The following is a 25,983-nucleotide window of genomic DNA, read 5'->3' on the forward strand; positions in this document are numbered from 1 at the left end:
AACTCTCCACGACGTTCTGGTCAGCAGCCCCGGCAGACGCCGTTGACCTTTCGACGGGTCTCTTCGTCGTTCCAGATTCCCTTGGGAGAGATGACCAGCTCAGCTGTCAGTTTCATCGGCGCCCTGAGCTCTGCCGGGATCTTTGGGAAAGGTTGGACCGACCGGAGCCAAGCGATCGTCTGATCGTCGACGGCTTTCACGCCAAAAGTCTTGGTCATTTTCACGTCGATGAGGTTTCCGTCGCGATCGATCGAAAAGGTGATGATCGAGCGGATCTCGGTGGCGTTCTTGACATCGTCGGACAGGACGAGCGGACCGATCCGCAACTGGTGTTGGACCTCGCTGCGATAGGAGATCTCGGGGCCGGACGTGTCGGAGGTTGGAGGCCATTGCAGCTCTACATGGGCGATGCGCTTCTGCATGCCCAGATTGAACGTCGTCTTGATCTCGAACGGCACGTTCAGGTCGTCCGGGACGGGCGGAAATGGTCGCATGCGCCGCAGCCCTGCGAGAACGTCTGCATCGTCGTCGGCCGAGCCGGAGCTCTGGTCAATCGTCGCGTTCAAGATCTTGCCGTCCCGATCGATCGAAAAGACAACTCCCACGTGAACTGTCTTGGTTCTCAATCGTTCTGGGATCGCCCAGGAATTTGCCATGAGATGCCGGTAGAGCTGACGCTTGAACGCGGCTTCGTCTGCAAGCGCTGCCGCGGATATCGAAATCAGGATCAGGAGACCAAGACCGAAGTATCGCATTGAAGCCCGCTCATTCTTCTGCGGATCAATGTAGCTTGCTCGTTGGTTGGTGTCGTGAGGGATTAAGCGGGCAGACATGGCTCGCTTTCGTCCGTAGATCCTGGTCGACAGTCCGTCTTCGGCGACCAGGTCAGGATCAGCGCGCGGTCCGGCGAGTCTGCGCCACCGTGATCCGAGTTCCTGTCTTCAGCAGGCTTTCCAGCGCGGTTTCCACGGCATCTGTGAAGCGAGGATCGTTCGGCAGCTCGGTGCCGAACACCGATGTGACCGACAACAATGCAGGCGCAAGCCGGCCCGCAACCGGGCCGGCGTCATCCGCCAGGGCCCGCAGTCTGGCCGCCAGCGGGTCGCGCAGCGCGATCGGCTGGCGGTGTTCGTCGGTGCCGTTGACGTAGCGCATCCACCCGGCGACGGCGAGCGCGAGGCGGGTGATCGGCTGGCCGCGGGCGAGCCGGTCGCTGATGGTGCCGAGCAGGCGCTGCGGCAGCTTCTGCGAGCCGTCCATCGCGATCTGCGCTGTCAGATGCTTCAGCGCCGGATTGCGGAAGCGTTGCAGCAGTGCGGCGCGATAGGCTGTCACGTCGAAGCCGCCGAGCGCGGGCAGAGTCGGCGTGACCTCGTCGCACATCATGTCCTCGACGAGCCCGGCGAGGTCGGGCTCGGCCATGGCCGCGGCAACCGTCTCGCAGCCCATGAGATAGCCGAGATAGGCGATGGTGGAGTGCGCGCCGTTGAGCAACCGGAGCTTCATCAGCTCGAACGGCGCGACGTCGCGGACGAACTGGGCGCCGCTCTGGTCCCACGCCGGACGGTCGCCGCCGAAATCGTCCTCGATCACCCATTGACTGAACGGCTCGGTCACGACAGGCCAGGCATCGTCGAGCCCGAGCGCGGCGCCGATCTCAGCGCGGACGGCATCGGTGGTCGCCGGCACGATGCGGTCGACCATGGTCGAGGGAAAGCGGACCTTGTCCGCGATCCATGCCGCGAGATCGCGGTCGATCAGTTCGGCGAAGGCGATGACGAGGCCGCGCAAGGTATGGCCGTTGGCCGGAAGGTTGTCGCAGGCGAGCACGGCGAAGGGCGGCAGCCCCTGTTGCCGTCGCAGCTGCAAGCCGCCTGTGATGACGCCGAGCGTGCTGCGGGGGTGGCCGACATTGAGGCTGTCGTGACGGATGTCGGGATCGTCGGCGCGCAGCGCGCCGGTCGCCGGATCGTGGCTGTAGCCCTTCTCGGTCACGGTGGTGGAGACGATGCGCACGCGGGGATCGGCGAGGCGCGCGAGCAGGCCCGCGGGATCTTCCGGCGCCACGGCGAGGCCGGTGAGCGCGCCGATGACGCGCCGCTGATGTCCGGCACCGTCGCTCGCCGTCACGCTGTAGAGCCCGCCTTGCGGCGCCAGCGCATCGCGGGTGTCGGGCGAGCGCAGGGAGACGCCGAGGATGCCCCAGCGCGGATCGTCCTTGAGCAACGTGTCGGTATAGAGCGCCTGATGGCCCCGATGAAACGCGCCGAGCCCGAGATGGACGATGCCGGTTGCGACCGCCGCGCGGTCGTAGTCCGGCCTGAGGATGCCGGCGGGCAGGCGGTGGAGCGTTGAGGGGCCGAGGCGGTCCATGGCGTATCGGCTCGTCAGAAGATCAGCTGCACTTTGCAGCATTCGGTCTGGTTGTGCTCGAACGTCTCGAATGCGGCGGCGTAGGCGTCGAGCCCGAAGCGGTGGGTGATCAGACGCTCGGGTTGCAGCGTGCCGCGCGCGAACCAGTCGACGACCTTGGCGAACTTGCCGCTGTTGAGCCTGGAAGCGTGGATCGCGAGCTCCTTGGCGGTCACCTTCTGCTGCACGATGGTCGACGGCTCGGCCGAGAAGCCGAGCAGACCGATGCGTGCCGCAGGCGAGGCGATCTCGATGGCCTCGGCGAGAATGGCGGGATGGCAGGCGGCATCGATGATCAAGGTCGGCGTCACATCGGCCGCGGCGAGGGCCTCGGGCAGGGCGGTGCTGGCGGTGTTGATGACGCGGTCGGCGCCGTTGTGCCGCGCCGCTTCGAGCCGGGCATCGATGCGATCGGTGACGATCAGCTGCTTCACGCCGTAGACGTGCTTGAGCACCTGGATCACGGTCAGGCCGATCGGGCCCGCGCCATAGACCAGCGCCACGTCAGAGGCGAACACGCTGGTGTGGTCGGTGATGTTGGCGGCGATCGAGAACGGCTCGACCAGCGGCGCCTTGTCGTCGTCGACGCTGTCCGGCAGCAGATGCGCGTTGGCCGCCGGCACGCAGGCATATTCGGAAAAGCCGCCGTCGCGGTGGACGCCGAGCACGGCGAGATGGGCGCACACGTTGGGGCGGCCGACCGAGCAGGGATAGCATTGGCCGCAGGCCACCACGGGATCGACCACCACGCGGGCGCCGAGCCGTGCGCTGACACCGTCGCCGAGCTTGTCGATGCGGCCGAAGAATTCATGGCCGATCACGCGCGGATAGCGCGCGAACGGGTTGCTGCCGTGGAGGATGTGGATGTCGGAGCCGCAGATCCCGGCGCGCTCGACCTTGATGCGGACCTCGCCTGCCGAAGGCTCGGGAACCGGGCGCGTTTCGATCGACAGGCGGCCGGGCCGCTCCACCACGAGGCTCTTCACGCGCTCCTCCATCCTTCTCGCCCATTTCGACCGCGAGCTGCCGTCGTATAGCAATCCCAAATCTTGGATACAAGTTTTTGATTGAAAGCATATTTGGTATCCCTTATAGGCTTAGCGCATACAGGAATGACATACAAAGGCCCCGCAGCGGGCCGGCAGGGGAGGTTTGCCAGTGTCTTTGCCCACATCCATGTCTCGTCGCAGTTTCGTCGGCACCGCGCTCGCGGGAGCCTCGGCCTTGGCGTTCACGCCCGCCCGGGCGCAGTCGGCGAAGTATCGCCTGCGCTACGGCACGGCGTTTCCCGCCACCCATCCCGGCGTCGTCCGGATCATCGAGGCGTCGGAGGTCATCAAGAAGCAGACCAATGGTCTGGTCGACCTGCAGGTCTATCCGAACAGCCAGCTCGGCAGCGAGCCCGACATGTTCTCGCAGGTGCGCAGCGGCGCGCTCGACTTCATGTCGACGTCAGGTGTGAACCAGACGGTGGTGCCGATCGGCGGGATCAATGCGGTGGCGTTCGCGTTCGAGAGTTACGACCAGGTGTGGTCGGCGATGGACGGCGATCTCGGCAACCATGTGCGCGGCGAGTTCGCCAAGGTCGGCCTGCACGTGCTCCCGAAATGCCTCGACAATGGCTATCGCAACATCACCTCCGGCGCCAAGCCGATCGCCTCGCCCGACGATCTCAAGGGCTTCAAGATCCGCGTGCCCGGCAATCCGTTGTGGGTGACGCTGTTCAAGACGCTCGGCGCGGCGCCGACGCCGATCAATTTCGGCGAGCTCTATGCGGCCCTGCAGACCCGCATCGTCGACGGCCAGGAGAATCCGCTGGCGCTGATCCAGAGCGCCAAGCTCTACGAGGTGCAGAAGTACATCGCGCTATCAGGCCATATCTGGGACGGCCACTACATCTTCGCCAATGCAGCGCGCTGGAATGTCATGCCTGCCGACGTCCGTGACGCCATCACCGCGGCGCTGTCGGAGGCCGCCGTCAAGGAGCGCCAGGACATCCAGAGCTTCAACGAGAAGGCGCAGGCGGACATGCAGTCCGCCGGCGTGACCTTCAACAAGGTCGACACCAAGCCGTTCCGCGACGCGCTGCGCACCGCCGGCTTCTACACCGAGTGGAAGACCAAGTTCGGCGCCGAGGCGTGGGGCCTGCTGGAGAAATCGGTCGGCCAGCTCTGAGCGAGCTGCCGTTGCATCCCTGATGCATGTCCGCATGCGCGGACATCAGCAGGATCTTGCGGGGAGGGTGGAATGGCCGTTGACATGACCGCGACGACCTCGGTGCCGTCGCATGGTGCCTTTGCGCGTTTCGATCATCTGCTAGGCCGCGCCGTCGAGGCGCTGGCCGCCGCGATCGTGGTCGCCGAATTGGTCCTGCTCGGTGCGGCCACGGCCGCGCGCTACGTGTTCAATGCTCCGCTGATCTGGTCCGACGAACTCGCCACCGTGCTGTTCGTGTGGCTGGCGATGCTCGGCGCCGTCGTCGCATTGCGACGCGCCGAGCACATGCGGCTCACCGCCTTCGTCCGCAATCTGTCGCCGGCGTGGCGGGCGCGCACCGACGCGCTCGGCCTGATGCTGGTCTGCACCGTGCTGGTCGCGCTGGTGATGCCGTCCTGGCACCACCTCGAAAGCCACCTGATCAGCCAGATGCCCGTGCTCGAGATCAGCGAAGGCTATCGCGAGGCCGCGATGCTGGTCGGCGTGCTGCTGATGCTGCTCACCGCGGTCGACCGGCTGATCCAGCAGGCGAGCCTCATGCAGATCGTCGGCGCTCTGGCCCTGGTGCTCGCCGGTGCAGGGGCGCTCTATGCGGCCGCACCTGTGCTGGAGGATCTCGGCAACTACAATCTGTTCATCTTCTTCTTTGTGCTCGTCGCCAGCGCCATGGTGATCGGCACGCCGATCGCCTTCACCTTCCTGCTCGCCACCGTGGCCTATCTGCATTTCAGCACGACCGTGCCGGTCCTGATCGTTCCTGGCCGGGTCAGCGAGGGCATGTCGCACATGGTGCTGCTGGCGGTGCCGATGTTCGTGCTGCTGGGTGCGCTGATCGAGATCGCCGGGCTGGCGCGGGCGATGATCCTGTTCCTGGTTTCGCTCATCGGCCATCTGCGCGGCGGCCTGCAATATGTGCTGCTCGGCGCGATGTACCTGGTCTCCGGCATCTCCGGCGCCAAGGCGGCCGACATGGCCGCGGTCGCGCCGGCGCTTTTTCCCGAGATGAAGCAGCGCGGCAGCTCGGAAGGCGACCTGGTGTCGCTGCTGTCGGCCTCGGCCGTTATGTCGGAAACGATCCCGCCCTCGATCGTGCTGATCACGGTCGGATCGGTGACGGGCGTGTCGATCGCGGCGCTGTTCACCGGCGGGCTGCTGCCGGCGGTGGTCGGCCTGATCGCACTCTCCGTCGTCGTCTTCCTGCAGACGCGCAAGGAGGACATGAGCGGCGCGCAGCGTTTCGATGCCAAGACGCGGCTGCGGCTGTTTGCGATCTCTATTCCCGGTCTCGGTCTGCCGATCGTGATCCGTTCGGCTGTGGTCGAGGGCGTCGCCACCGCGACCGAGGTCGCGGCGATCGGCGTCATCTACACCGTGCTGGTCGGCATCTTCGTCTATCGCCAGTTCGACTGGAAGCGGGTGTATCCCATCCTGGTCGATACGGCGTCGCTGTCCGGCGCGATCCTGCTGGTGGTGGGGGCTGCGACCGGCATGGCCTGGGCGCTGACCCAGTCCGGCTTCTCGCAGCAGCTCGTGGACCTCATGGTGGCTGTGCCCGGCGGCCGCTGGGGCTTCCTGCTGATTTCGGCGCTCGCCTTCGTCGTGCTCGGCAGCGTGCTCGAGGGCGTGCCGGCGGTGGTGCTGTTCGGGCCGCTGCTGTTCCCGATCGCGCGCATGATGGGCGTGCACGAGGTGCACTACGCCATCATCGCGGTGTTCGCGATGGGTCTCGGCCTGTTCACGCCGCCTTTCGGCGTCGGCTTCTATCTCGCTTGCGCCATCGGCCGCGCCTCGCCGGACGAGGTCATCCGCCACGTCTGGCCGCATCTCGCCGCACTCGTCGTTGCGCTGCTCTTGATCGTGTTCCTGCCATGGATCTCGATCGGCTTCCTGTGAATCGGGTAGACTGCCGTCATGGATGACGATCTGACACCGCTGACACGACTGGACGGCAAGGCCGGCCGGCGGCTCGCCGACCAGGTCTACGAGCGGCTGCTCGAGGACATCGTCTCCGGCGCGCTGCCGCCGGGCACGCCGATGGCCGAACTCGATCTGTGCGAGCGGCTCGGCGTCAGCCGCACGCCGGTGCGCGAGGCGCTGATCAAGCTCGCCGATGTAGACCTCGTGCGCATCTATCCGCAAAGCGGCAGCGTGGTGGCGCCGGTGTCGCGCGAGGCGTTCGGCGAGGCGCAGTTCATCCGCGAGCATCTCGAATGTGCGCTGGTTGCCGAGGCCGTCCGCTACATCGATGCGACGGCGCTGCGCGAGCTGACCGAGCTGATCGACAAGCAGAAGGCGGCGGCGACGCCGGCGGAGTTCTACGTCCATGACGAGGCGTTCCATCAGACGATCGCCCGCACCAGCCGGCATCCCCATGTCTGGCAGGTGATCCGTCAGACCAAGATCCATTTCGACCGCGTCCGCCATCTGACCTTGATCGAGGACGCCGGCCATATTCCGCTCCTGATCGCGCAGCATCAGGAGATCCTGGACGGGCTGGCCGCCTGCAACGAGGCCCAGGCGGTCGCGGCGATGCGCCGGCATCTGCGCGAGGTGTTTCGCCGCGCTGACGGCATCTTTGCCCGGCAGGAGGAGATGTCGCAGGCCGAACCGCGCACGCGGGCACGGCGGCGGCGCTGATCGCGCGCTTGATTCATTCTGGAAGGTGACGACATGGAACAGACGTGGCGCTGGTTCGGACCCGATGATCCCATCACCTTGCCGCAGGTTCGCCAGACCGGCGCGACCGGCATCGTGACGGCGCTGCATCACATTCCCTACGGCGTGGTGTGGAGCACCGATGAGATCATCAGGCGCATCGGCTTGATCGAAGGCGATTCATCGCTGCGGCTGCGCTGGAGCGTGGTCGAGAGCCTGCCGGTCTCCGAGGCCATCAAGCTGGGCGAGGGCGATCTGACGTCCTTGTTCGACAACTACCGCCAGTCGCTGCGCAACCTCGCCGCCTGCGGCGTCACTACCGTCTGCTACAATTTCATGGCGGTGCTGGACTGGACCCGCACCGAGCTCGCCTTCCGCCTGCCGGGCGGCGCCACCGCGCTCCGCTTCGACATGGATCGCCTGGCGGCGTTCGACTGCTACATCCTGCAGCGGCCCGGCGCCGAGGCGGAATTCTCCTCCGACGTGCTCGACCGCGCCAGAGCCTGGGTGGCGCAGGCCTCCGAAGCCGACAAGGACCGGCTGCTCGCGACCATCATGGCCGGGTTGCCCGGCGCCTATGACCGCTATGACGTGCCCGGCCTGCGCCGCATGCTGGAGAAATATCGCGGCATCGGCCATGCCGAGCTGCGTGCCAACTACGCGCGCTTCCTGCGCGAGGTGGTGCCGGTGGCGGAGGAGTGCGGTGTCAGCCTGTGCGTCCATCCCGACGATCCGCCGCGCGACCTGTTCGGCCTGCCGCGCGTGGTGTCGTCAGCCGAGGATCTGCAGTTCATCGTCGATGCCGCCCCGTCGAAGGCCAATGGCATCACGTTCTGCACCGGCGCGCTCGGCGCTGGCGGCCACAACAACGTGCCGCGGCTTGCCGAGCGGTTCGCCCCGCACATCCGCTTCGTCCATCTGCGCAACGTCACCAAGATGCTCGACGGCTCGTTCATGGAGGCCGAGCATCTGCGCGGCGATGTCGACATGGTTGCGATCGTGACGACGCTGCTCAAGGAGCAGGCGCGCCGCAAGGCCGAGGGCGATCCGGACTGGCGGATCCCGTTCCGCCCCGATCACGGTCATGAGCTGGTCGACGACATCGGCCGCGGCACGCATCCCGGCTATCCGCTGGTTGGCCGGCTCAAGGGCCTCGCCGAGATCCGCGGGGTGATGACCGCCGTCGCGGCCATTAACCGTCTCCCGGTTTGATCGGCAGGGCAGGATAACGCGCTTGTCAGCGCGCTGTCCGTCAACGAGGATGCCCGCCGGAACGTCGTCCACGAGTTGAACAGATGTCGACCTCACTCTTCGATCTCTCCGGCAAGACCGCGTTGGTGACCGGCTCCTCCCGCGGCCTCGGCCGCGCCATTGCCGAAGGCTTTGCCAAGGCCGGGGCGCGGCTCGTCATCAACGGCATCGACCCGGCGCGCACGCTGGCGGCGGCGGAAGAATTCCGCGCCGCGGGCCATCAGGCCGAGGCCTGCCCGTTCGACGTGACCGATGAGCAGGCGGTGGTCAGCGCCTTCGCGCGTTTCGATGACCAGGGGATCGCGATCGACATCCTCGTCAACAATGCCGGCATCCAGCACCGCAAGCCGCTGGTCGAGTTCACCACCGACGAGTGGCGCCGCGTCATCGAGACCAACCTCACCAGCGCGTTCGTGATCGGGCGCGAGGCCGCCAAGCGGATGATTCCGCGCAACAGCGGCAAGATCATCAACATCGGCTCGCTCGGCAGCGAGCTGGCAAGGCCGACGATCGGGCCCTACACCACGGCCAAGGGCGGCATCCGCAACCTGACCCGCGCGATGGCCGTCGAATGGGCCGCGCACGGCATCCAGGCCAATGCGATCGGTCCCGGCTACATGCTGACCGACATGAACCAGGCGCTGATGAGCAACCCCGACTTCAACAACTGGCTGATGTCGCGCGTCCCGGCGAAGCGCTGGGGTCGTCCCGACGAACTGGTCGGCACCGCGATCTTCCTGGCCTCCGACGCGTCGACCTATGTCAACGGCCAGACCATCTATGTCGATGGCGGCATGCTGGCGGCGATGTAGGATCGCGGAAGACACGAGACAGGGAGGCCGGCCATGCGTGCGGTCGTCATTCACGCGCCGAAAGATCTGCGCATCGACAGCTTTCCCGATCCGGCGCCGGGACCCGGCGAGGTCCGGGTCAAGATCGAGGCCGGCGGCATCTGCGGCTCGGATCTGCATTACTACCATCACGGCGGCTTCGGCACGGTCCGCATCAAGCAGCCGATGGCGCTGGGTCATGAGATCGCAGGCCACGTCGCCGCGGTCGGTGCCGGCGTGACCGGCCTCGCCGAGGGCACGCGCGTCGCCGTCAATCCGAGCCTGCCGTGCGGCAAGTGCGCCTATTGCCGCGAGGGGCGGCGCAACCAGTGCCTGGACATGCGCTTCATGGGCAGCGCGATGCGCGATCCCCACGTGCAGGGCGGCTTCCGCGAGTTCGTCACCGTGGATGCCTCGCAGGCGGTGCCGATCGCGCCGTCGTTGTCGCTGGGAGAGGCCGCGATGGCCGAGCCGCTGTCGGTCTGCCTGCATGCCGCGCACCAGGCCGGTTCGCTGCTCGGCAAGCGCGTGCTGGTGACCGGCTGCGGCCCGATCGGAGCGCTGTCGATCCTGGTCGCGCGTTACGGCGGCGCAGCCGAGATCGTGGCGACCGACGTCGCCGACGCGCCGCTTGCGATGGCGCGCACGCTCGGCGCCAGCCATGCGTTCAATGTCGGGGCGGAGCCGTCGGCGCTCGATCCGTGGCGGAGCGGGAAGGGCACGTTCGACGTGCTGTTCGAGGCCTCCGGCAACCAGGCCGCCCTGCGGGCGGCGCTCGACGTCATGAGGCCCGGCGGCGTCATCGTCCAGCTTGGGCTCGGCGGCGAGATGACCTTGCCGGTCAACACGCTGGTCACGAAGGAGCTGCAATTGCGCGGCACGTTCCGGTTCGACCGCGAATTCGAGCTGGCGCTGCGGCTGATGGGCGAGGGGCTGCTGGACGTCAAGCCGCTGATCTCGGCTGCGCTGCCATTCGAGCAGGCGGTCGCCGCCTTCGAGCTCGCCAGCGATCGAGGCCGGTCGATGAAGGTTCATTTGACGTTTTGATGGATGGATTGACGCCGATGAAAGTCGCCTGCATCGGAGAGTGCATGGTGGAGTTTGCGCAGGAGGACGGCTCGCTGTTCCGGCGCGGCTTCGGCGGCGACACGCTCAACACGGCGCTCTATCTGGCCCGGCTCGGCGTGCCCACCTCCTACGTCACGGCGCTCGGCGATGATCCCTTGAGCGCCATGATGCTGGCGGCCTGGCAGGCCGAGGGCATCGACACCTCGGAGGTGCTGCAGGTCGAGGGCCGCGTGCCCGGCCTGTACATGATCGAGCGCGATGCCCGGGGCGAGCGCAGCTTCCTCTATTGGCGCGACCGCGCGCCGGCGCGCGAGCTGTTCGATCGCGCCGACCGCGACATGCTCGACAGGCTCTCCCGCTTCGACTGGATCTATCTCTCCGGCATCAGCCTCTCGCTCTATGGCGAGACCGGCAAGGCCAAGCTGCGTGAGCTCTTGACGGTGGCGCGCAAGCGCGGCGCGCGTGTGGTCTTCGACGGCAACTACCGGCCGCGCGGCTGGGCCAGCCGCGAGGTGGCGCAGCGCGCGTTCCGCGCGATCCTGCCGCTGGTCGACGTTGCGCTGCCGACGCTCGAGGATGAGCAGATGCTGTTCGGCGATGCCGACGCCTCCGTCAGCCTGCGCCGCTTCAAGGAAGCCGGGGTCGGCGAGGTCGTCGTCAAGCGCGGCGCACGCGGCTGCCTGATCCATGCCGATGGTGTGCTGGTCGACATCGCGCCGCCTGCGGTGCTCAAGCCGATCGACACCACGGCGGCCGGCGATTCCTTCAATGCGGGTTATCTCGCCGCGCGCATCAAGGGCGCGCCGCCCCGCAAGGCGGCGTTGGCCGGCCACCGGCTTGCCGGCGCCGTGATCATGGCGCCGGGAGCCGTGATCCCGGCCACCGCGATGCCGCGGGACATTCTGACGATGAGCGAGGCATGATGAACAATTTGGACAAGCGCACGAAGCTCGATGCGGTGTTCGCTCTGGCGCCGGTGATTCCGGTGATCACGATCGAGGACGCCGCGCATGCCGTGCCGCTTGCGCGCGCGCTCGTTACCGGCGGTCTCCGCGTCATCGAGATCACCTTGCGGACGCAGGCGGGGCTCGATGCCGCACGCGCGATCATTGATGAGGTGCCGGACGCCGTTGTCGGCATCGGCACGGTGCTGACGCCGGCGGACTACGAGCGCGCCGCCGGGCTCGGTGCAGCCTTCGCGATCAGTCCGGGCCTGTCGATCGGCCTGCTCGATGCCGCGAATGCGGGCGAAATGCCGTTCGCGCCGGGCATTCAGACCGCCTCTGATCTCATCGCCTGCGTGACGCGCGGCTATGAGCTGGTGAAGTTCTTTCCTGCGGTGCCGGCCGGTGGGCTCGCCGCGCTGGATGCGCTGGCCGGGCCGTTCCCCAACGTACGGTTCTGCCCGACGGGCGGCATCAATGCCGGCAACGCTGCGCAATGGCTGGCGCATAAGAAGGTCGTTGCGATTGGCGGCTCCTGGGTCGCCCCCGCGGCCGACATCAAGGCCGGGGCCTGGGCTGCGATCGAGCAGCGCGCCCGCGAGGCGACGAAGCTGCGCTGATCTGGCCTGTCCACAACTTAAAATTTTGTTTGTGTCCGACGTTCATCTTCGGCAGCGTAGGCCTCCGTCGGCGCTTGTCATTCTCAAAAAGTATTACAGTCAAATAATATGACTAGTCATCCCGAGTGTTCCGTGGAATAACGGACGTCACCGGCCGTCGAGGCGGGTGAATAGGTGCGTCGGCACCGCTGTTCGCGGCGGCGCATCAAAAAACAGTACCTTTTTGGGAGAGAACGTCTGATGACCCTGAAAGCCCTCTTTGCGGCCTCGGCAACGGCCGCCTTGTTGCTTGCCACGTCTGCTGGCGCCGCTGAGCTGACCGTCGGCTTCTCGCAGATCGGATCGGAGTCCGGTTGGCGCGCCGCCGAGACCTCGGTCTCGAAATCTGAAGCCGCCAAGCGCAAGATCAACCTGAAGATCGCCGACGCCCAGCAGAAGCAGGAGAACCAGATCAAGGCGATCCGCTCCTTCATCGCCCAGGGCGTGGACGCGATCTTCCTCGCGCCGGTCGTGGCCTCCGGCTGGGACGCGGTGCTGAAGGAAGCCAAGGAAGCCAAGATCCCGGTCGTGCTGCTCGACCGCGACATCGATCCCTCCGGCAAGGACCTCTATCTGACCGCCGTCACCTCCGACAGCGTGCACGAGGGCGAGGTGGCAGGCGAGTGGCTCGCCAAGACGGTCGGCGGCAAGGCCTGCAACGTCGTCGAGCTGCAGGGCACGGTCGGCGCCAGCGTCGCCACCAACCGCAAGAAGGGCTTTGACGCCGTCGTCGCCAAGAACGCCAACCTGAAGGTCGTTCGCAGCCAGACCGGCGACTTCACCCGTGCCAAGGGCAAGGAGGTGATGGAAAGCTTCATCAAGGCCGAGAACGGCGGCAAGTCGATCTGCGCGGTCTATGCCCACAACGACGACATGATGGTCGGCGCCATCCAGGCGATGAAGGAAGCCGGGCTCAAGCCGGGCAAGGACATCCTGACCGTCTCGATCGACGCCGTGCCGGACATCTTCAAGGCGATCGCCGCCGGCGAAGCCAACGCCACCGTCGAGCTGACGCCGAACATGGCGGGCCCGGCGTTCGACGCAATCGTGGCCTTCAAGGAGAAGGGCACCGTTCCGCCGAAGTGGATCCAGACGGAATCGAAGCTCTACACCGCGGCTGACGATCCGCAGAAGGTCTACGACAGCAAGAAGGGGCTCGGCTACTGAGCCGAAGATCTCGCCGTCGTCCTGGCTGTTGCCGGGACGACGGAAATCAATCGTGGCGCCCGCATCGCGTGCGGGCGTCGACTTCCCGGTCTTGCCCAAGTAGTTCGTCATGTCTGATCCTTCCGCTCCGCCGGCGATGCGTCCGTCTCTTCTGGAGATCCGCGGCCTCACCAAGAGCTTCGGTGCGCTCAAGGCGCTGCAGGATGTCGACTTCATGCTGGGTGAGGGCGAGATCCACGCACTGCTCGGCGAGAATGGCGCCGGCAAGTCGACGCTGATCAAGGTCGTCACCGGCGTTTTCGCGCGGGACGCCGGCACCGTGCGGCTGGCCGATCGGGAGATCGCGCCGCGCTCGGCCAAGGACGCGGTCGATGCCGGCATCGCCACCGTCTATCAGGAAGTCAATCTGCTGCCGAACCTCTCGGTGGCGCAAAATCTGTATCTCGGCCGGCAGCCGACGCGGTTCGGCGTCGTGCGCGAGGCCGAGATGCGGCGGCGCGCGCATGCGCTGCTGCTGGATTATGGGCTGGACATCGACGTCGGCGCACCGCTTTCGAGCTACTCGGTCGCTGTCCAGCATATCACGGCGATCGCGCGCGCCGTCGATCTGTCGGCGCGCGTCCTCATTCTCGACGAGCCCACGGCGAGCCTCGACCGCCACGAGGTCGAGATCCTGTTCAAGGTGATGCGAAAGCTCGCGGCTGATGGCATCGGCATCATCTTCGTCAGCCACTTCCTCGATCAGGTCTATGAGATCTGCGACCGCGTCACGGTGCTGCGCAACGGCCGGCTGATCGGCACGCGCGAGATTGCCGATCTGCCGCGGCTCGACCTGATCCGCATGATGCTCGGGCGGGAGCTGGCCGAGACCACCCACGAACGCGCAGCGAGCCAGCCGGACAAGGCGCGCGAGGTCTGCATCAGTTTCAAGGGCTATGGCAAGCAGGGCTACCTTGCGCCGTTCGATCTCGAGCTGCGCCGCGGCGAGGTGGTCGGGCTCGCCGGCCTGCTCGGCTCCGGACGCACCGAAACGGCACGGCTCGTGTTCGGCGCCGAGCGCGCCGACAGCGGTGCGGCCACCGTCAACGGTGAGACCGTCCGGCTGAATTCGCCGCGCGATGCCGCCGGGCTCGGCTTCGGCTATTGTCCGGAAGAGCGCAAGACGGAGGGCATCGTTGCCGACCTCACCGTGCGCGAGAACATCGTGCTGGCGCTACAGGCACGGCGCGGCCTGCACCGGCCACTGTCGCGGCGCGAGCAGGACGAGATCGCGATGCGTTACATCCGCATGCTCGACATCCGGCCGCCGGATCCGGAACGTCCGATCGGGCTGCTGTCGGGCGGCAACCAGCAGAAGGCGCTGCTGGCGCGCTGGCTCGCCACGTCGCCGAAGCTCCTCGTTCTGGACGAGCCGACGCGCGGCATCGACGTCGGGGCCCATGCCGAGATCATCCGGCTGGTGCGCGAGCTGTGCGAGCAGGGGCTGGCGCTGCTTGTGATCTCCTCCGAGCTCGACGAGATCGTGACCTATTCGAACCGCGTCATCGTGCTGCGCGACCGCGCCCATGTCGAGGAGCTGAAGGGCGACGCCGTCGAGGTCTCCAGCATTCTTGCGGCGATCGCTGCGGATACCGAGTCCGTGCGCGAGGCCGCATCATGACGCTTCGCATTCCCCGCCGTGGCCTGGCACAAGCGCTCGCACTGATCTTGATCCTGATCATCGATCGCGCGGTGTCGCCGCAGTTCTTCAATCTCCATCTGCAGGACGGCCGGCTGTTCGGCAGCGTCATCGACGTCCTGAACCGCGGCACGCCGGTGGCGCTGCTGTCGCTGGGCATGGTGCTCGTCATCGCGACCGGAGGCATCGACCTTTCGGTCGGTGCCGTGATGGCGATCGCGGGCGCCACCGCGGCGAGCCTCGCCGATACGCATTCGCTGCCGGTGGTCATCGGCTCCGCGCTCGCTGTCGGTCTGGTGTGCGGGCTCTGGAACGGCATCCTCGTTGCCTTCTTGCGTATCCAGCCGATCGTCGCAACGCTCATCCTGATGGTCGCAGGACGCGGCATCGCGCAGCTCATCACCGAGGGGCGCATCGTCACGTTCACGTCGCCCGATCTGGTCTGGATGGGCAACGGCGCCGTGCTCGGCCTGCCGACGCCGGTCGTGATCGCGATCGGCATGCTGCTGGTGACGGGGGCGGTCGTGCGCGGCACCGCGCTCGGGCTCTTGATCGAGGCGACCGGCGGCAACGCGCGCGCCAGCGAGCTGTCGGGCGTCGGCACCCGCGCCATGATCCTGTCGGTCTATGTCTGGTGCGGACTGTGCGCCGCGCTCGCGGGCGTCATTGCGGCCGCCGACATCATGGGGGCGGATGCCAACAATGCCGGGCTGTGGCTCGAGCTCGATGCGATCCTCGCCGTCGTGATCGGCGGCACCTCGCTGTTTGGCGGCCGCTTCAGCCTGGTGCTGGCGGTGGCCGGCGCGCTGATCATCCAGGCCATGAACACCGGCATTTTGCTGTCGGGCTATCCGCCGGAGCTCAATCTGCTGGTCAAGGCCGTCGTCGTACTTGCCGTGCTGCTGGCGCAATCGCCGCGGCTCGGCGATCTCTCGCGCTTCACCGCGCGCTGGCGGAGGACCAAGCCATGAAGGCCTCGACCTCGGTTGCGATCACGGCGTTCGTGCTGGTCACCGGCTTCGCGTTGTGCGCGCTGCAGTTCCCGAACATCGCCTCGACCCGCGTCGTCGCTAATCTGCTCACCGACAACGCCTTCCTCGGCATCGTCGCGGCCGGCATGACCTTCGTCATCATCTCCGGCGGCATCGATCTGTCGGTCGGCTCGGTGATCGGCTTCACGACGGTGTTCGTGGCTCTGGCGGTCGAGCGCTGGGGCATTCCGCCGTTTGCCGCGTTCGCAATGGTGCTCGTGCTGTGCGCGCTGTTCGGCGCCGCGATGGGGGCGGTCATTCACGTATTTGAGCTGCCGCCCTTCATCGTGACGCTCGCGGGCATGTTCCTGGCGCGCGGCGTCAGCTTCCTGCTGTCGACCGAGTCGATTCCGATCACCGCTCCGATCTACAGTGCCGTCTCCGACTTTGCGATCCGGCTGCCAGGCGGCGGACGGCTCACCGCGATCGCGATGGCGATGCTCGTGATCCTGGTGCTCTGCGCGTTGCTGCTGCATTTGACCCGGTTTGGCGCCAACGTCTACGCGCTCGGCGGCAGCCGTGTGGCGACAGCCCTGATGGGCATTCCGGTCGGGCCGATGACGATCCGCATCTATATGCTGTCGAGCGTGCTTGCGGGCCTCGCCGGCATCGTCTTCTCGTTCTACACCGCGGCCGGCTACTCGCTCTCGGCCGTTGGCGTCGAGCTCGATACAATCGCGGCCGTGGTGATCGGCGGAACCTTGTTGACGGGCGGACAGGGCTCGGTCATCGGCACCTTCCTTGGCGTCCTGATCCAGGGCATGATCCAGACCTACATCAACTTCGACGGCACGCTGTCGAGCTGGTGGACCAAGATCGCCACGGGGGTTCTGTTGTTCGTCTTCATTGCGTTGCAACAAGGTCTGATGGCGCTCGCGCGCCGCTCATCCGTCAAGCCCGCAGGGGCCAAGCCGATGGGGGCGCCGACATGACGACGTCGCACATCGTCTCGATTCCGACCCGGCGCGCGCATTCCAACCATGCCGAGGTCGCTCGCAGCATCGGCATCGACATCATCTCCGGCCGACTGGCCGAGGGGGCGCGGCTGCCGGGTGATGCCGAACTGACCGCGACCTTCGGCGTCTCACGGCCGGTGCTGCGCGAGAGCGTGAAGACCCTCGTTGCAAAAGGTCTGCTGTCGACCAAGGCCCGCGTCGGCACCGTGGTGCGCGGACGCTCGGACTGGAACATGTTCGATCCCGACGTGCTCGCCTGGCACCTCGACGCGGGCATCGACAAGCGCTTCCTCGCCGACCTCGCCGAGATCCGGTTGGCGATCGAGCCGCGCGCCGCGGCGCTCGCGGCGGAACGCCGTACGGATGACGACGTCGCGGCGATGCGCAAGGCGATGGCGCAGATGGAGCGCGAGCCATCGACATCGGTCGCTTTCGCCGAGGCTGACCTTGCGCTGCACATCGCGGTCGCCAACGCCTCGGGCAATCCCTTCATGCGCTCGATCGGCGCTGTCATCGAGGCCGCGTTGCGCGCCTCGTTCGTCCTGAGCGCCCCGATCGAGACCGCCGATCGCGACACCGTGCTGGTCTGGCACCAGCGCATCATCGACGCGATCGCGGATGGAGACGCCGACGGCGCCTCCGAGGCCATGATCGAAGTCATCTACAACGGCCGGCGGCGCCATGCCCAGTCGGCTGCACGAACGGACCGGGAATGAGCAACGACAACGAGAAGAAGACGCTGCGGAGCCAGGCGTGGTTCGGCCGCCAGGACAAGATGGGCTTCTATTATCGCTCGTTCCTGAAGAACAGCGGCACGCCGCAGGATCGCTTCGAGGGCCGACCGGTCATCGGCATCTGCAACACCTGGTCGGAGCTGACACCCTGCAACGCGCATTTCCGCGTCATCGCCGAGCATGTCCGCCAGGGCGTGCTCGATGCCGGCGGCTATCCGCTGGAGTTTCCGGTCTCCTCGCTCGGCGAGGTGACGATGCGCCCCACCGCGATGCTGTTCCGTAACCTCGCTTCGATGGATGTCGAGGAGGCGATCCGCGCCCACCCGCTCGACGGCGTCGTGCTGCTGATGGGCTGTGACAAGACCACGCCGGCGCTCTTGATGGGCGCCGCCTCGGCCAACCTGCCTGCGATCGGTGTTTCAGGCGGGCCACAACTGCGCGGCGTCTATCGTGGCCAGATCATCGGCTCCGGTACCAACATCATCTCGATGAGCGAGCAGCTGCGCGCCGGCGAGATCACGCTGAAGGAATTCCACGAGGCCGAGGCCGGCATGAACCGCTCCGCCGGCAGCTGCATGACCATGGGCACGGCCTCGACGATGGCCTCGATGGTCGAGGCGCTCGGCATCGGCTTGCCGGAAAATGCGGCGATTCCGGCTGCGGATGCGCGGCGCAACCTGCTGGCCCGCATGGCCGGACGGCGCATCGTCCAGATGGTCGGCGAGGATCTCAAGCCGTCGGATATCCTGACGCGCCAGGCGTTCGAGAACGCGATCCGCACGCTGGCCGCGATCGGCGGCTCGACCAATGCCGTCGTGCATCTGCTCGCGATCGCCGGCCGTGTCGGCGTCGAGCTGACGCTCGATGATTTCGATCGGCTCTGCCGCGACGTGCATTGCCTGGTCGACCTGATGCCGTCGGGCCGCTTCCTGATGGAGGACTTCTATTACGCCGGCGGCCTGCCGGCGGTGCTGCGTGCGCTCGGCGAGCGCGGCCTGCTGCACAAGGACGCGCGCACCGTCAACGGCAAGACGTTGTGGGACAATGTCGCCGAGGCTCCGAACTGGAACGCCGAGGTCATCACACCGTTCGAGACCCCGTTCAAGACGGAAGCCGGCATCGCCATTCTCACCGGCAATCTCGCCCCCAACGGCGCTGTCATCAAGCCGTCGGCGGCCTCGCCGGAACTGATGAACCATACGGGACGCGCGGTCGTGTTCGAGAGCGTCGAGGAGATGCATGACGCGGTCGACGACGACAATCTCGACATCGATGCGTCCTGCATCATGGTGCTGAAGAACTGCGGGCCGAAGGGCTATCCGGGCATGGCCGAGGTCGGTAACATGCCGCTGCCTGCGAAAGTGCTGCGTCAGGGCGTGCGCGACATGATCCGCATCTCCGATGCGCGCATGTCCGGCACGGCCTACGGCACGGTGGTGCTGCATGTCGCGCCGGAGGCTACCGTCGGCGGACCGCTGGCGCTGGTGAAGAACGGCGACATGATCACGCTCGACGTCGCCGCGCGCCGGCTGCATCTGCATGTCAGCGACGAGGAACTGGCCGCACGCCGCGCCGCCTGGACGCCGCCGAAGCCGCATGCGGCCCGCGGCTATCAGAAGCTCTACATCGATCACGTGCTGCAGGCCGATCGCGGCGTCGATTTCGATTTCCTCGTCGGCCGCACCGGCTCGCCCGTGCCGCGCGACAATCACTGAGAGGTACCCATGACCGCTTCCGCCAGAAAGCTCTACAAGGGAGTCTTCCCGGTGGCGCCGACCGTGTTCGACGCCGACGGTCGTCTCGACCTCGAAGGCCAGAAGCGCGCGATCGACTTCATGATCGATGCGGGCTCGCACGGCATATGCATCCTCGCCAATTTTTCCGAGCAGTTCGTGCTGACCGATGACGAGCGCGATCTGGTGATGACCACGGTGCTGGAGCATGTTGCCGGCCGCGTGCCGATCATCGTCACCACGACGCATTTCTCGACCTTTGTCTGCGCCGAGCGTTCGCGCCGGGCGCAGGAGAAGGGCGCTGCCATGGTCATGGTGATGCCGCCCTATCACGGCGCGACCTTCCGCGTGCCGGACACCTCCATCTATGAATTCTATCGCGGCGTCTCCGACGCGATCTCGATCCCGATCATGGTGCAGGACGCGCCGGTCGCCGGCACGCCGCTATCGGTGCCGTTCTTGGCGCGCATGGCCAAGGAGATCGAGAATCTCGCTTATTTCAAGATCGAAGTGCCGCGTGCGGCCGACAAGTTGCGCGCGCTGATCGAGGCAGGCGGCGCGGCGATCGAAGGTCCGTGGGACGGCGAGGAGGCAATCACCCTGATGGCCGATCTCGACGCGGGCGCCACCGGCGCGATGACCGGCGGCGGCTATCCCGATGGCATTCGCAAGATCATCGATCCGTATTTCGCGGGCGACCGCGAGGCCGCGGCTGCGGCCTATGAGCGTTGGCTGCCGCTGATCAACTACGAGAACCGACAGTGCGGGCTTGCCACCTGCAAGATCCTGATGAAGGCGGGCGGCGTGATCCGCCACGACACGCTGCGAGCGCCGCAGCCGCCAATTCATCCGGCGACCCAGAAGGGACTGATCGAGATCGCGCGCCGGCTCGACCCAGTCGTGCTGCGTTGGGGACGCTAGAGATGAGCGAGCTTCGTGTCGCCATCGTCGGCTTCGGCAAGATCGCCAGGGATCAGCACGTGCCGGCGATCGCCGCCACCGAGGGCGTGACCCTGACGGCGGTGGCGAGCCGCAACGCCTCTCTGCCAGGCCTGCCGCATTTCGGCACCATCGAGGAGCTGCTGCGCGACGGGCCGGAGATCGACGCCGTCTCGCTATGCACGCCGCCGCAGGTGCGCCGCGCGCAGGCGCAGGCTGCGCTCGAGGCCGGCAAGCATGTGATGCTGGAAAAGCCGCCGGGTGCGGCGGTCAGCGAGCTCGATCCATTGATCGCGCTCGCGGCTGCCAAGCAGCGCACGCTGTTCGCGACCTGGCATTCGCGCTATGCGCCGGCCGTCGAGCCGGCGCGCGCGTGGCTGTCGTCGCGTCAGATCCGCAGCGTGCGGATCGACTGGAAGGAGGACGTGCGCGTCTGGCATCCGGGGCAGGGCTGGATCTGGGAGCCGGGCGGGCTCGGCGTGTTCGATCCGGGGATCAACGCGCTGTCGATCCTGACCCGCATCCTGCCCGAGCCGGTGTTCCTGACCGAGGCCGAACTGTCGTTTCCGTCCAACCGCCAGGCGCCGATCGCGGCCAACCTGTCACTGTCGACAGCCAGCGACCTGCCGATCGCGGCCGAGTTCGACTTCCGCCAGACCGGGCCGCAGAGCTGGGACATCCGGATCGAGACCGACGCTGGGCAGTTGAAGCTGTCGCTCGGCGGCGCGCGGATGACCGCGGACGATCAGCCGATGGTCGACGAGAAGGAACGCGAATATCCCGGCCTCTATCGTCGCTTCGTCGAACTGACGAAGACCGGCGCTGGTGACGTCGATCTCGCGCCGCTGCGGCTGGTGGCCGATGCGTTCCTGCTCGGCCGCCGGCAATTCGTCGAGCCGTTCGAGGACTAGAGCGATGGCAGAAGCGCGGATCACCAGGGATGTGTTTGGCAGCCTGCCGGACGGCCGCGAGGTCGAGCGCGTCACCTTGCGTGGGGCTCACGGCTTCGAGGCGCGCATCATCACCTACGGCGCGGCGCTGCAGACGCTGCTGGTGCCGGATGCGCAGGGGCTTGTCGATGACGTGGTGCTCGGTCATGACGACTTGCTGAGCTACGTCAAGCTCCGAAAGTTCTTCGGTGCGACGGTCGGGCGTTACGCCAACCGCATCGCCAAGGCGCGCTTTTCGCTCGACGGTCAGGATCTGCGCCTCGACGCCAACAATGGTGCACATGCATTGCACGGCGGCCCCGACGGCTTCGACCGCAAGCTCTGGCAGATCGTCGCGACCGAAGACGGCGCCCAGCCCTCGGTCACGATGCTCTATGTCAGTCCCGACGGCGAGGCCAATTATCCGGGGCGGCTCGACGTTCGTGTCACCTATCAGTTGACCGGGCCGATGGAGTTGGCTGTCAGCTTCAGCGCCCGGACCACCCGGACGACGGTGGTCAACCTGACCAACCACAGCTTCTTCAATCTCGATGGCCTGGCCGCCGGCAGCGACATCCTTGATCATCGTCTGACCGTCGAAGCCGACCATTATCTCGCGATCGACGAGACCGCGATCCCGCTGGAAGGGCCGCCGCACGCCGTCGCCGGCACGCCGTTCGATTTCCGCGAGCCGCATGCGGTCGGTGCCCGCATCCGCGCTGACGACCCGCAGATCAAATGCGGTCGCGGCTACGATCATAATTTCTGCGTTCGACAGCAGGCGGGGGTGCGCTTGGCCGCCCGGCTGGCGTCCCCGCGCTCGGGGCGCGTCATGGAGTTGCTGACCGATCAGCCCGGCCTGCAGGTCTATTCCGGCAACTATCTTGACGGGACCGTGACCGGCAAGGGGCGTGTCTATCGTCAATCCGACGCGCTCTGCCTGGAGCCGCAGGTCTGGCCGGACAGTCCGAACCGTCCGGATTTTCCCAGCGCGCGTCTTGCGCCCGATGACGTCTACAAGCACGAGACGGTGTATCGCTTCTCGACCGCGGGAGCGTCCGCATGATGGAGCAGGTGCCGACCACGATCCTTTGCGACGAGCGCTGCCATCTCGGCGAGGGGCCGACCTACGATCCCCACACCGACACCGCCTGGTGGTTCGACATTCGTGAAGGCCTGCTGTTCGAGGCCAAGATCGGCAGCGGCGAACTCCGCCGCCATGGCCTCGGCAGGATGGCGAGCGCGCTCGGCCGTATCGATGCCAACAGGCAGTTGATTGTGGCCGAGGACGGGCTCTACATCCGCAGCATCGCCGACGGTGCGCTATCCCTGTATCTGCCGCTCGAAGCCGACAATCGGGCGACGCGGTCGAACGACTCCCGGGTTCATCCCTCCGGGACGTTCTGGATCGGCACCATGGGCCGCAACGCCGAGTGCGGCCTGGGCTCGATCTACGCGCTGCATCGCGGCGAGATCATCCGCCTGTTCCCCAACGTCACCATTCCCAACGCGATCTGCTTCTCGCCGGATGGCGCGATCGGCTATTTCGCCGACACCGACGAGAACGTCCTCTATCGTGTCGCGCTCGACCCGGAGACGGGCCTGCCGCGCGGTGAGCCGGAGGTGCTGCTGTGCCATGCAGGCGTCGGTGGGCTGGATGGCGCGGTCGTCGATGCCGAGGGGCGCATCTGGAACGCACGCTGGGGCGGCGGTTGCGTCGATGTCTACAGCCCGCAGGGCGAGCATCTCCGCAGCATCGCGGTTCCGGCCAGCCAGGCGAGCTGCCCGGCCTTCGTCGGTCCCGGTCTGTCGCGCCTGCTGGTCACGTCGGCCTGGCAGGACATGGACGCGGCGGCCAAGGCGGCCGACCCTGGCCATGGCCAGACTTTCCTTCTCGAGGTCGGCGCTCACGGTCGCGCCGAGCCTGACGTCAAGCTGTCGATCTGAGAGGAGGAACAATCGAGTCGAGCGTCGTTCAGCCTAACAGCCATCTGGTATCAAGATACGCAATCGCGTATTCCTAGTTCAAATCTGAAAATCTTAGAGGGAGTGAAGCATGCTGAATTTCAAGACCATCATGGCCGCCGCGCTGGCCGGCCTCGGCGTCGTGGCCCTGTCCGGCGCTGCAATGGCCCAGAGCAAGCCGACGATCGGCATCGCGATGCCGACCAAGTCGTCGGCGCGCTGGATCGACGACGGCAACAACATGGTCAAGGTGCTGAAGGAGCGCGGCTACAACACCGACCTGCAATATGCCGAGGACGACATCCCGAACCAGCTCTCGCAGGTCGAGAACATGGTCACCAAGGGCGCCAAGGTGCTGGTCATCGCGGCGATCGACGGCACCACGCTGTCCGACGCGCTGAAGCAGGCCAAGGAGAAGGGCGTCACCGTGATCGCCTATGACCGCCTGATCCGCGACACGCCGAATGTCGACTACTACGCGACCTTCGACAATTTCCAGGTCGGCGTGCTGCAGGCGCAGTCGATCGTCGACAAGCTCGGCCTGAAGGACGGCAAGGGCCCGTTCAACATCGAGCTGTTCGGCGGCTCTCCGGACGACAACAACGCCTACTTCTTCTACAACGGCGCGATGTCGGTGCTGCAGCCCTATCTCGACTCCGGCAAGCTCGTGGTGGCGTCCGGTCAGAAGGGCATGGACAAGGTCGCGACCCTGCGCTGGGACGGCGCCACCGCCCAGGCCCGCATGGACAACCTGCTCAGCGCCTATTACGGCAACAAGCGTGTCGACGCGGTGCTGTCGCCCTATGACGGCCTCTCGATCGGCATCATCTCCTCCTTGAAGGGCGTCGGCTATGGCAGCGGCAACCAGCCGATGCCGGTCATCTCCGGCCAGGACGCCGAAGTGCCGTCCGTCAAGGCGATCCTGCGCGGCGATCAGTACTCGACCATCTTCAAGGACACCCGCGACCTCGCCAAGGTGACCGCCGACATGGTCGATGCTGCGCTGAGCGGCAAGCAGGTGCAGGTCAACGACACCAAGACCTACAACAACGGCGTCAAGGTCGTCCCGGCCTATCTGCTCAAGCCGGTCGTCGTCGACAAGAGCAACTGGGAGAAGGTTCTGATCGGCAGCGGCTATTACAAGAAGTCGCAGGTCGAGTGATCTCAACCGGCCGGCGAGCGCGGCCATGCGCTCGCCGGCTACTCTCGTTTAGGGCGGCTCAAGTGTTGCGGGAAACAGGGCGATGACGGCAATCCTCGAGATGCGCGGCGTCAGCAAGAGCTTCGTGGGCGTGCAGGCGCTCCGCGACGTCAGCTTCACGGTCGAGGCGGGCGAGATCCACGCCCTGGTCGGCGAGAATGGCGCCGGCAAGTCGACCTTGATGAAGGTGCTGAGCGGCGTTTATCCCTATGGCCGCTATGAGGGCCAGATCATCTTCGAGGGCGAGGAGCGGCGCTTCCGCGACATCAACGATTCCGAGGCGCTCGGCATCATCATCATCCACCAGGAGCTCGCGCTGATCCCGCTGATGTCGATCGCCGAGAACATCTTCCTGTCGCATGCGCCGCAGCGCTTCGGCGTCATCGATCGCGACGAGGTCTACCGGCGCACCCAGCAACTGCTGGCCCAGGTCGGCCTGAAGGAATCGCCGGATACGCTGATCACCGATCTCGGCGTCGGCAAGCAGCAATTGGTCGAGATCGCCAAGGCGCTGTCCAAGCGCGTCAAGCTCTTGATCCTCGACGAGCCGACCGCGAGCCTGAACGAGGCCGACAGCCAGGCGCTGCTCGACCGCCTCGTCACCTTCCGCGAGCAGGGCATCTCCTCGATCCTGATCACGCACAAGCTGAACGAGGTCGCCCGCGTCGCCGATCGCATCACGGTGCTGCGCGACGGCCGCAGCGTCGACAGCATCGACTGTCGCGCCGAGCCGGTCCTGGAGGACCGCATCATCAAGAGCATGGTCAATCGCGACATGGCGCACCGCTTCCCCGAGCGGCAGCCCAAGATCGGCGAGCCCGTGTTCACGGTCGAGAACTGGTCGGTCTACCACCCGCAGCATTCCGACCGCCAAGTGATCAAGAACGTCAACTTCCAGGTGCGCCGCGGCGAGATCGTCGGCATCGCCGGCCTGATGGGCGCGGGGCGCACCGAATTCGCCATGAGCCTGTTCGGCCGCTCCTGGGGCGTCAACATCACGGGCCGCGCCCGCCTCGAAGGCCATGACGTCAATCTCAACAGCGTACCGGCGGCCATCGATGCTGGCCTCGCCTATGTCACCGAGGACCGCAAGCAGCTCGGCCTGATCCTGGCCGACGACGTGCGCAAGAACATCACCCTGGCGAGCCTATCCCAGGTCGCGCCGAACGGCGTGATCGACGACATCGCCGAGCTCAAGGCGGCGTCCGGCTACCGCGGCCGGATGCGCATCCGCTGCTCCGACGTCTATCAGGAGGCCGGCCAGCTCTCCGGCGGCAACCAGCAGAAGGTCGTGCTGTCGAAATGGCTGATGACCGATCCCAAGGTCTTGATCCTTGACGAGCCGACGCGGGGCATCGACGTTGGCGCAAAGTATGAGATTTACTGTATCATCCAGGAGCTCGCGGATGCCGGCCGGGGTGTTGTCGTGATCTCGTCGGAGATGCCGGAGCTGCTCGGAATCTGCGACCGCATCTGCGTGATGAATGACGGCGCCTTCGTCGGCGAGTTCGCCGGGCCGGAGGCGACGCAGGAAAAGATCATGCGCGCCATCATGCGTAACGAAACCATCAAGAACCAGGAGACGGCCGCGTAAGCGGTCGGGAGGACGCCAGC

At 66.4% G+C, this 25,983-nt stretch carries 23 protein-coding genes; 20 read left to right on the forward strand and 3 right to left on the reverse strand.

The annotated features are described in order from the left end of the window. Positions 1-20 precede the first annotated feature (20 nt). Genes QW887_RS08075 through QW887_RS08085 form a run of 3 tightly spaced genes read right to left on the reverse strand, consistent with a single transcriptional unit; the run spans position 21 to position 3,398 of the window. Positions 21-833 (reverse strand): TonB family protein, encoded by an 813-nt coding sequence (locus QW887_RS08075; RefSeq protein WP_315718180.1) that lies wholly within the window; start codon positions 831-833, stop codon positions 21-23. Positions 834-891: 58 nt separating this feature from the next. After that, positions 892-2,373 (reverse strand): mannitol dehydrogenase family protein, encoded by a 1,482-nt coding sequence (locus tag QW887_RS08080; RefSeq protein ID WP_316194363.1) that lies wholly within the window; start codon positions 2,371-2,373, stop codon positions 892-894. Positions 2,374-2,387: 14 nt separating this feature from the next. Further along, positions 2,388-3,398: a Zn-dependent oxidoreductase gene (locus QW887_RS08085; protein WP_315718184.1), complete on the reverse strand. Its 1,011-nt coding sequence runs from the start codon at positions 3,396-3,398 to the stop codon at positions 2,388-2,390. A gap of 172 nt (positions 3,399-3,570) precedes the next feature. Between QW887_RS08085 and QW887_RS08090 the strand changes: the two genes are divergently transcribed. The 20 genes from QW887_RS08090 to mmsA all read left to right on the forward strand — a co-directional run bounded on the left by QW887_RS08090 (position 3,571) and on the right by mmsA (position 25,963). After that, positions 3,571-4,587 (forward strand): TRAP transporter substrate-binding protein, encoded by a 1,017-nt coding sequence (locus QW887_RS08090; protein ID WP_315750324.1) that lies wholly within the window; start codon positions 3,571-3,573, stop codon positions 4,585-4,587. Positions 4,588-4,659: 72 nt separating this feature from the next. Further along, positions 4,660-6,522, forward strand: a complete 1,863-nt coding sequence (locus QW887_RS08095; RefSeq protein WP_315718187.1) for a TRAP transporter large permease subunit — start codon at positions 4,660-4,662, stop codon at positions 6,520-6,522. Between the two features lie 18 nt (positions 6,523-6,540). Further along, positions 6,541-7,266 (forward strand): GntR family transcriptional regulator, encoded by a 726-nt coding sequence (locus QW887_RS08100; RefSeq protein ID WP_315718189.1) that lies wholly within the window; start codon positions 6,541-6,543, stop codon positions 7,264-7,266. Between the two features lie 33 nt (positions 7,267-7,299). Next, a complete protein-coding gene (gene uxuA / locus QW887_RS08105) occupies positions 7,300-8,496 on the forward strand; it encodes a mannonate dehydratase (protein ID WP_315718190.1) in 1,197 nt (398 codons plus the stop codon). A gap of 83 nt (positions 8,497-8,579) precedes the next feature. After that, positions 8,580-9,347, forward strand: a complete 768-nt coding sequence (locus QW887_RS08110; RefSeq protein ID WP_315718191.1) for a glucose 1-dehydrogenase — start codon at positions 8,580-8,582, stop codon at positions 9,345-9,347. 33 nt (positions 9,348-9,380) lie between these two features. Continuing rightward, entirely contained in the window at positions 9,381-10,412 is a 1,032-nt protein-coding gene (locus QW887_RS08115; protein ID WP_315718192.1) for an L-idonate 5-dehydrogenase, read from the forward strand. A gap of 47 nt (positions 10,413-10,459) precedes the next feature. Continuing rightward, positions 10,460-11,356 carry a sugar kinase gene (locus QW887_RS08120; RefSeq protein ID WP_409977992.1) on the forward strand — a complete coding sequence of 299 codons (897 nt, stop codon included), beginning with the start codon at positions 10,460-10,462 and terminating at the stop codon, positions 11,354-11,356. Further along, the gene (gene eda / locus QW887_RS08125) at positions 11,353-11,997 is read left to right on the forward strand and encodes a bifunctional 4-hydroxy-2-oxoglutarate aldolase/2-dehydro-3-deoxy-phosphogluconate aldolase (RefSeq protein WP_315718195.1); all 645 of its coding nucleotides are present in this window, start codon (positions 11,353-11,355) and stop codon (positions 11,995-11,997) included. The genes QW887_RS08120 and eda overlap by 4 nt, the downstream gene beginning before the upstream one ends. Before the next feature lie 240 nt (positions 11,998-12,237). Then, a complete protein-coding gene (gene ytfQ / locus QW887_RS08130) occupies positions 12,238-13,203 on the forward strand; it encodes a galactofuranose ABC transporter, galactofuranose-binding protein YtfQ (protein ID WP_316175847.1) in 966 nt (321 codons plus the stop codon). A gap of 109 nt (positions 13,204-13,312) precedes the next feature. Then, positions 13,313-14,863 carry a sugar ABC transporter ATP-binding protein gene (locus QW887_RS08135; protein WP_316175846.1) on the forward strand — a complete coding sequence of 517 codons (1,551 nt, stop codon included), beginning with the start codon at positions 13,313-13,315 and terminating at the stop codon, positions 14,861-14,863. Then, positions 14,860-15,852 carry an ABC transporter permease gene (locus tag QW887_RS08140; RefSeq protein WP_315718199.1) on the forward strand — a complete coding sequence of 331 codons (993 nt, stop codon included), beginning with the start codon at positions 14,860-14,862 and terminating at the stop codon, positions 15,850-15,852. The genes QW887_RS08135 and QW887_RS08140 overlap by 4 nt, the downstream gene beginning before the upstream one ends. Then, positions 15,849-16,844, forward strand: coding sequence for a galactofuranose ABC transporter, permease protein YjfF (yjfF, locus tag QW887_RS08145; RefSeq protein WP_316175845.1), 996 nt, complete (start codon positions 15,849-15,851; stop codon positions 16,842-16,844). The genes QW887_RS08140 and yjfF overlap by 4 nt, the downstream gene beginning before the upstream one ends. Then, positions 16,841-17,584 (forward strand): FadR/GntR family transcriptional regulator, encoded by a 744-nt coding sequence (locus QW887_RS08150; protein WP_315718201.1) that lies wholly within the window; start codon positions 16,841-16,843, stop codon positions 17,582-17,584. The genes yjfF and QW887_RS08150 overlap by 4 nt, the downstream gene beginning before the upstream one ends. After that, entirely contained in the window at positions 17,581-19,317 is a 1,737-nt protein-coding gene (locus QW887_RS08155; RefSeq protein ID WP_315718202.1) for an IlvD/Edd family dehydratase, read from the forward strand. Before QW887_RS08150 ends, QW887_RS08155 begins: the two co-directional genes overlap by 4 nt. Positions 19,318-19,326: 9 nt before the next feature. After that, on the forward strand, positions 19,327-20,256 hold the full coding sequence (locus QW887_RS08160; RefSeq protein ID WP_315827041.1) for a dihydrodipicolinate synthase family protein: 930 nt from the start codon (positions 19,327-19,329) through the stop codon (positions 20,254-20,256). 2 nt (positions 20,257-20,258) lie between these two features. Beyond that, a complete protein-coding gene (locus QW887_RS08165; protein WP_315827040.1) occupies positions 20,259-21,185 on the forward strand; it encodes a Gfo/Idh/MocA family oxidoreductase in 927 nt (308 codons plus the stop codon). Between the two features lie 4 nt (positions 21,186-21,189). Continuing rightward, positions 21,190-22,269, forward strand: coding sequence for an aldose epimerase family protein (locus QW887_RS08170; protein WP_315827039.1), 1,080 nt, complete (start codon positions 21,190-21,192; stop codon positions 22,267-22,269). Further along, entirely contained in the window at positions 22,269-23,150 is an 882-nt protein-coding gene (locus QW887_RS08175; RefSeq protein WP_315827137.1) for an SMP-30/gluconolactonase/LRE family protein, read from the forward strand. The genes QW887_RS08170 and QW887_RS08175 overlap by 1 nt, the downstream gene beginning before the upstream one ends. Positions 23,151-23,259: 109 nt before the next feature. Beyond that, positions 23,260-24,330 carry a multiple monosaccharide ABC transporter substrate-binding protein gene (gene chvE, locus QW887_RS08180; RefSeq protein WP_315827038.1) on the forward strand — a complete coding sequence of 357 codons (1,071 nt, stop codon included), beginning with the start codon at positions 23,260-23,262 and terminating at the stop codon, positions 24,328-24,330. 82 nt (positions 24,331-24,412) lie between these two features. Further along, on the forward strand, positions 24,413-25,963 hold the full coding sequence (mmsA, locus tag QW887_RS08185; RefSeq protein ID WP_315750337.1) for a multiple monosaccharide ABC transporter ATP-binding protein: 1,551 nt from the start codon (positions 24,413-24,415) through the stop codon (positions 25,961-25,963). Positions 25,964-25,983: the final 20 nt, after the last annotated feature.

This window comes from Bradyrhizobium sp. SZCCHNRI3052 (assembly GCF_032484895.1).
Classification (GTDB): Bacteria; Pseudomonadota; Alphaproteobacteria; order Rhizobiales; family Xanthobacteraceae; genus Bradyrhizobium.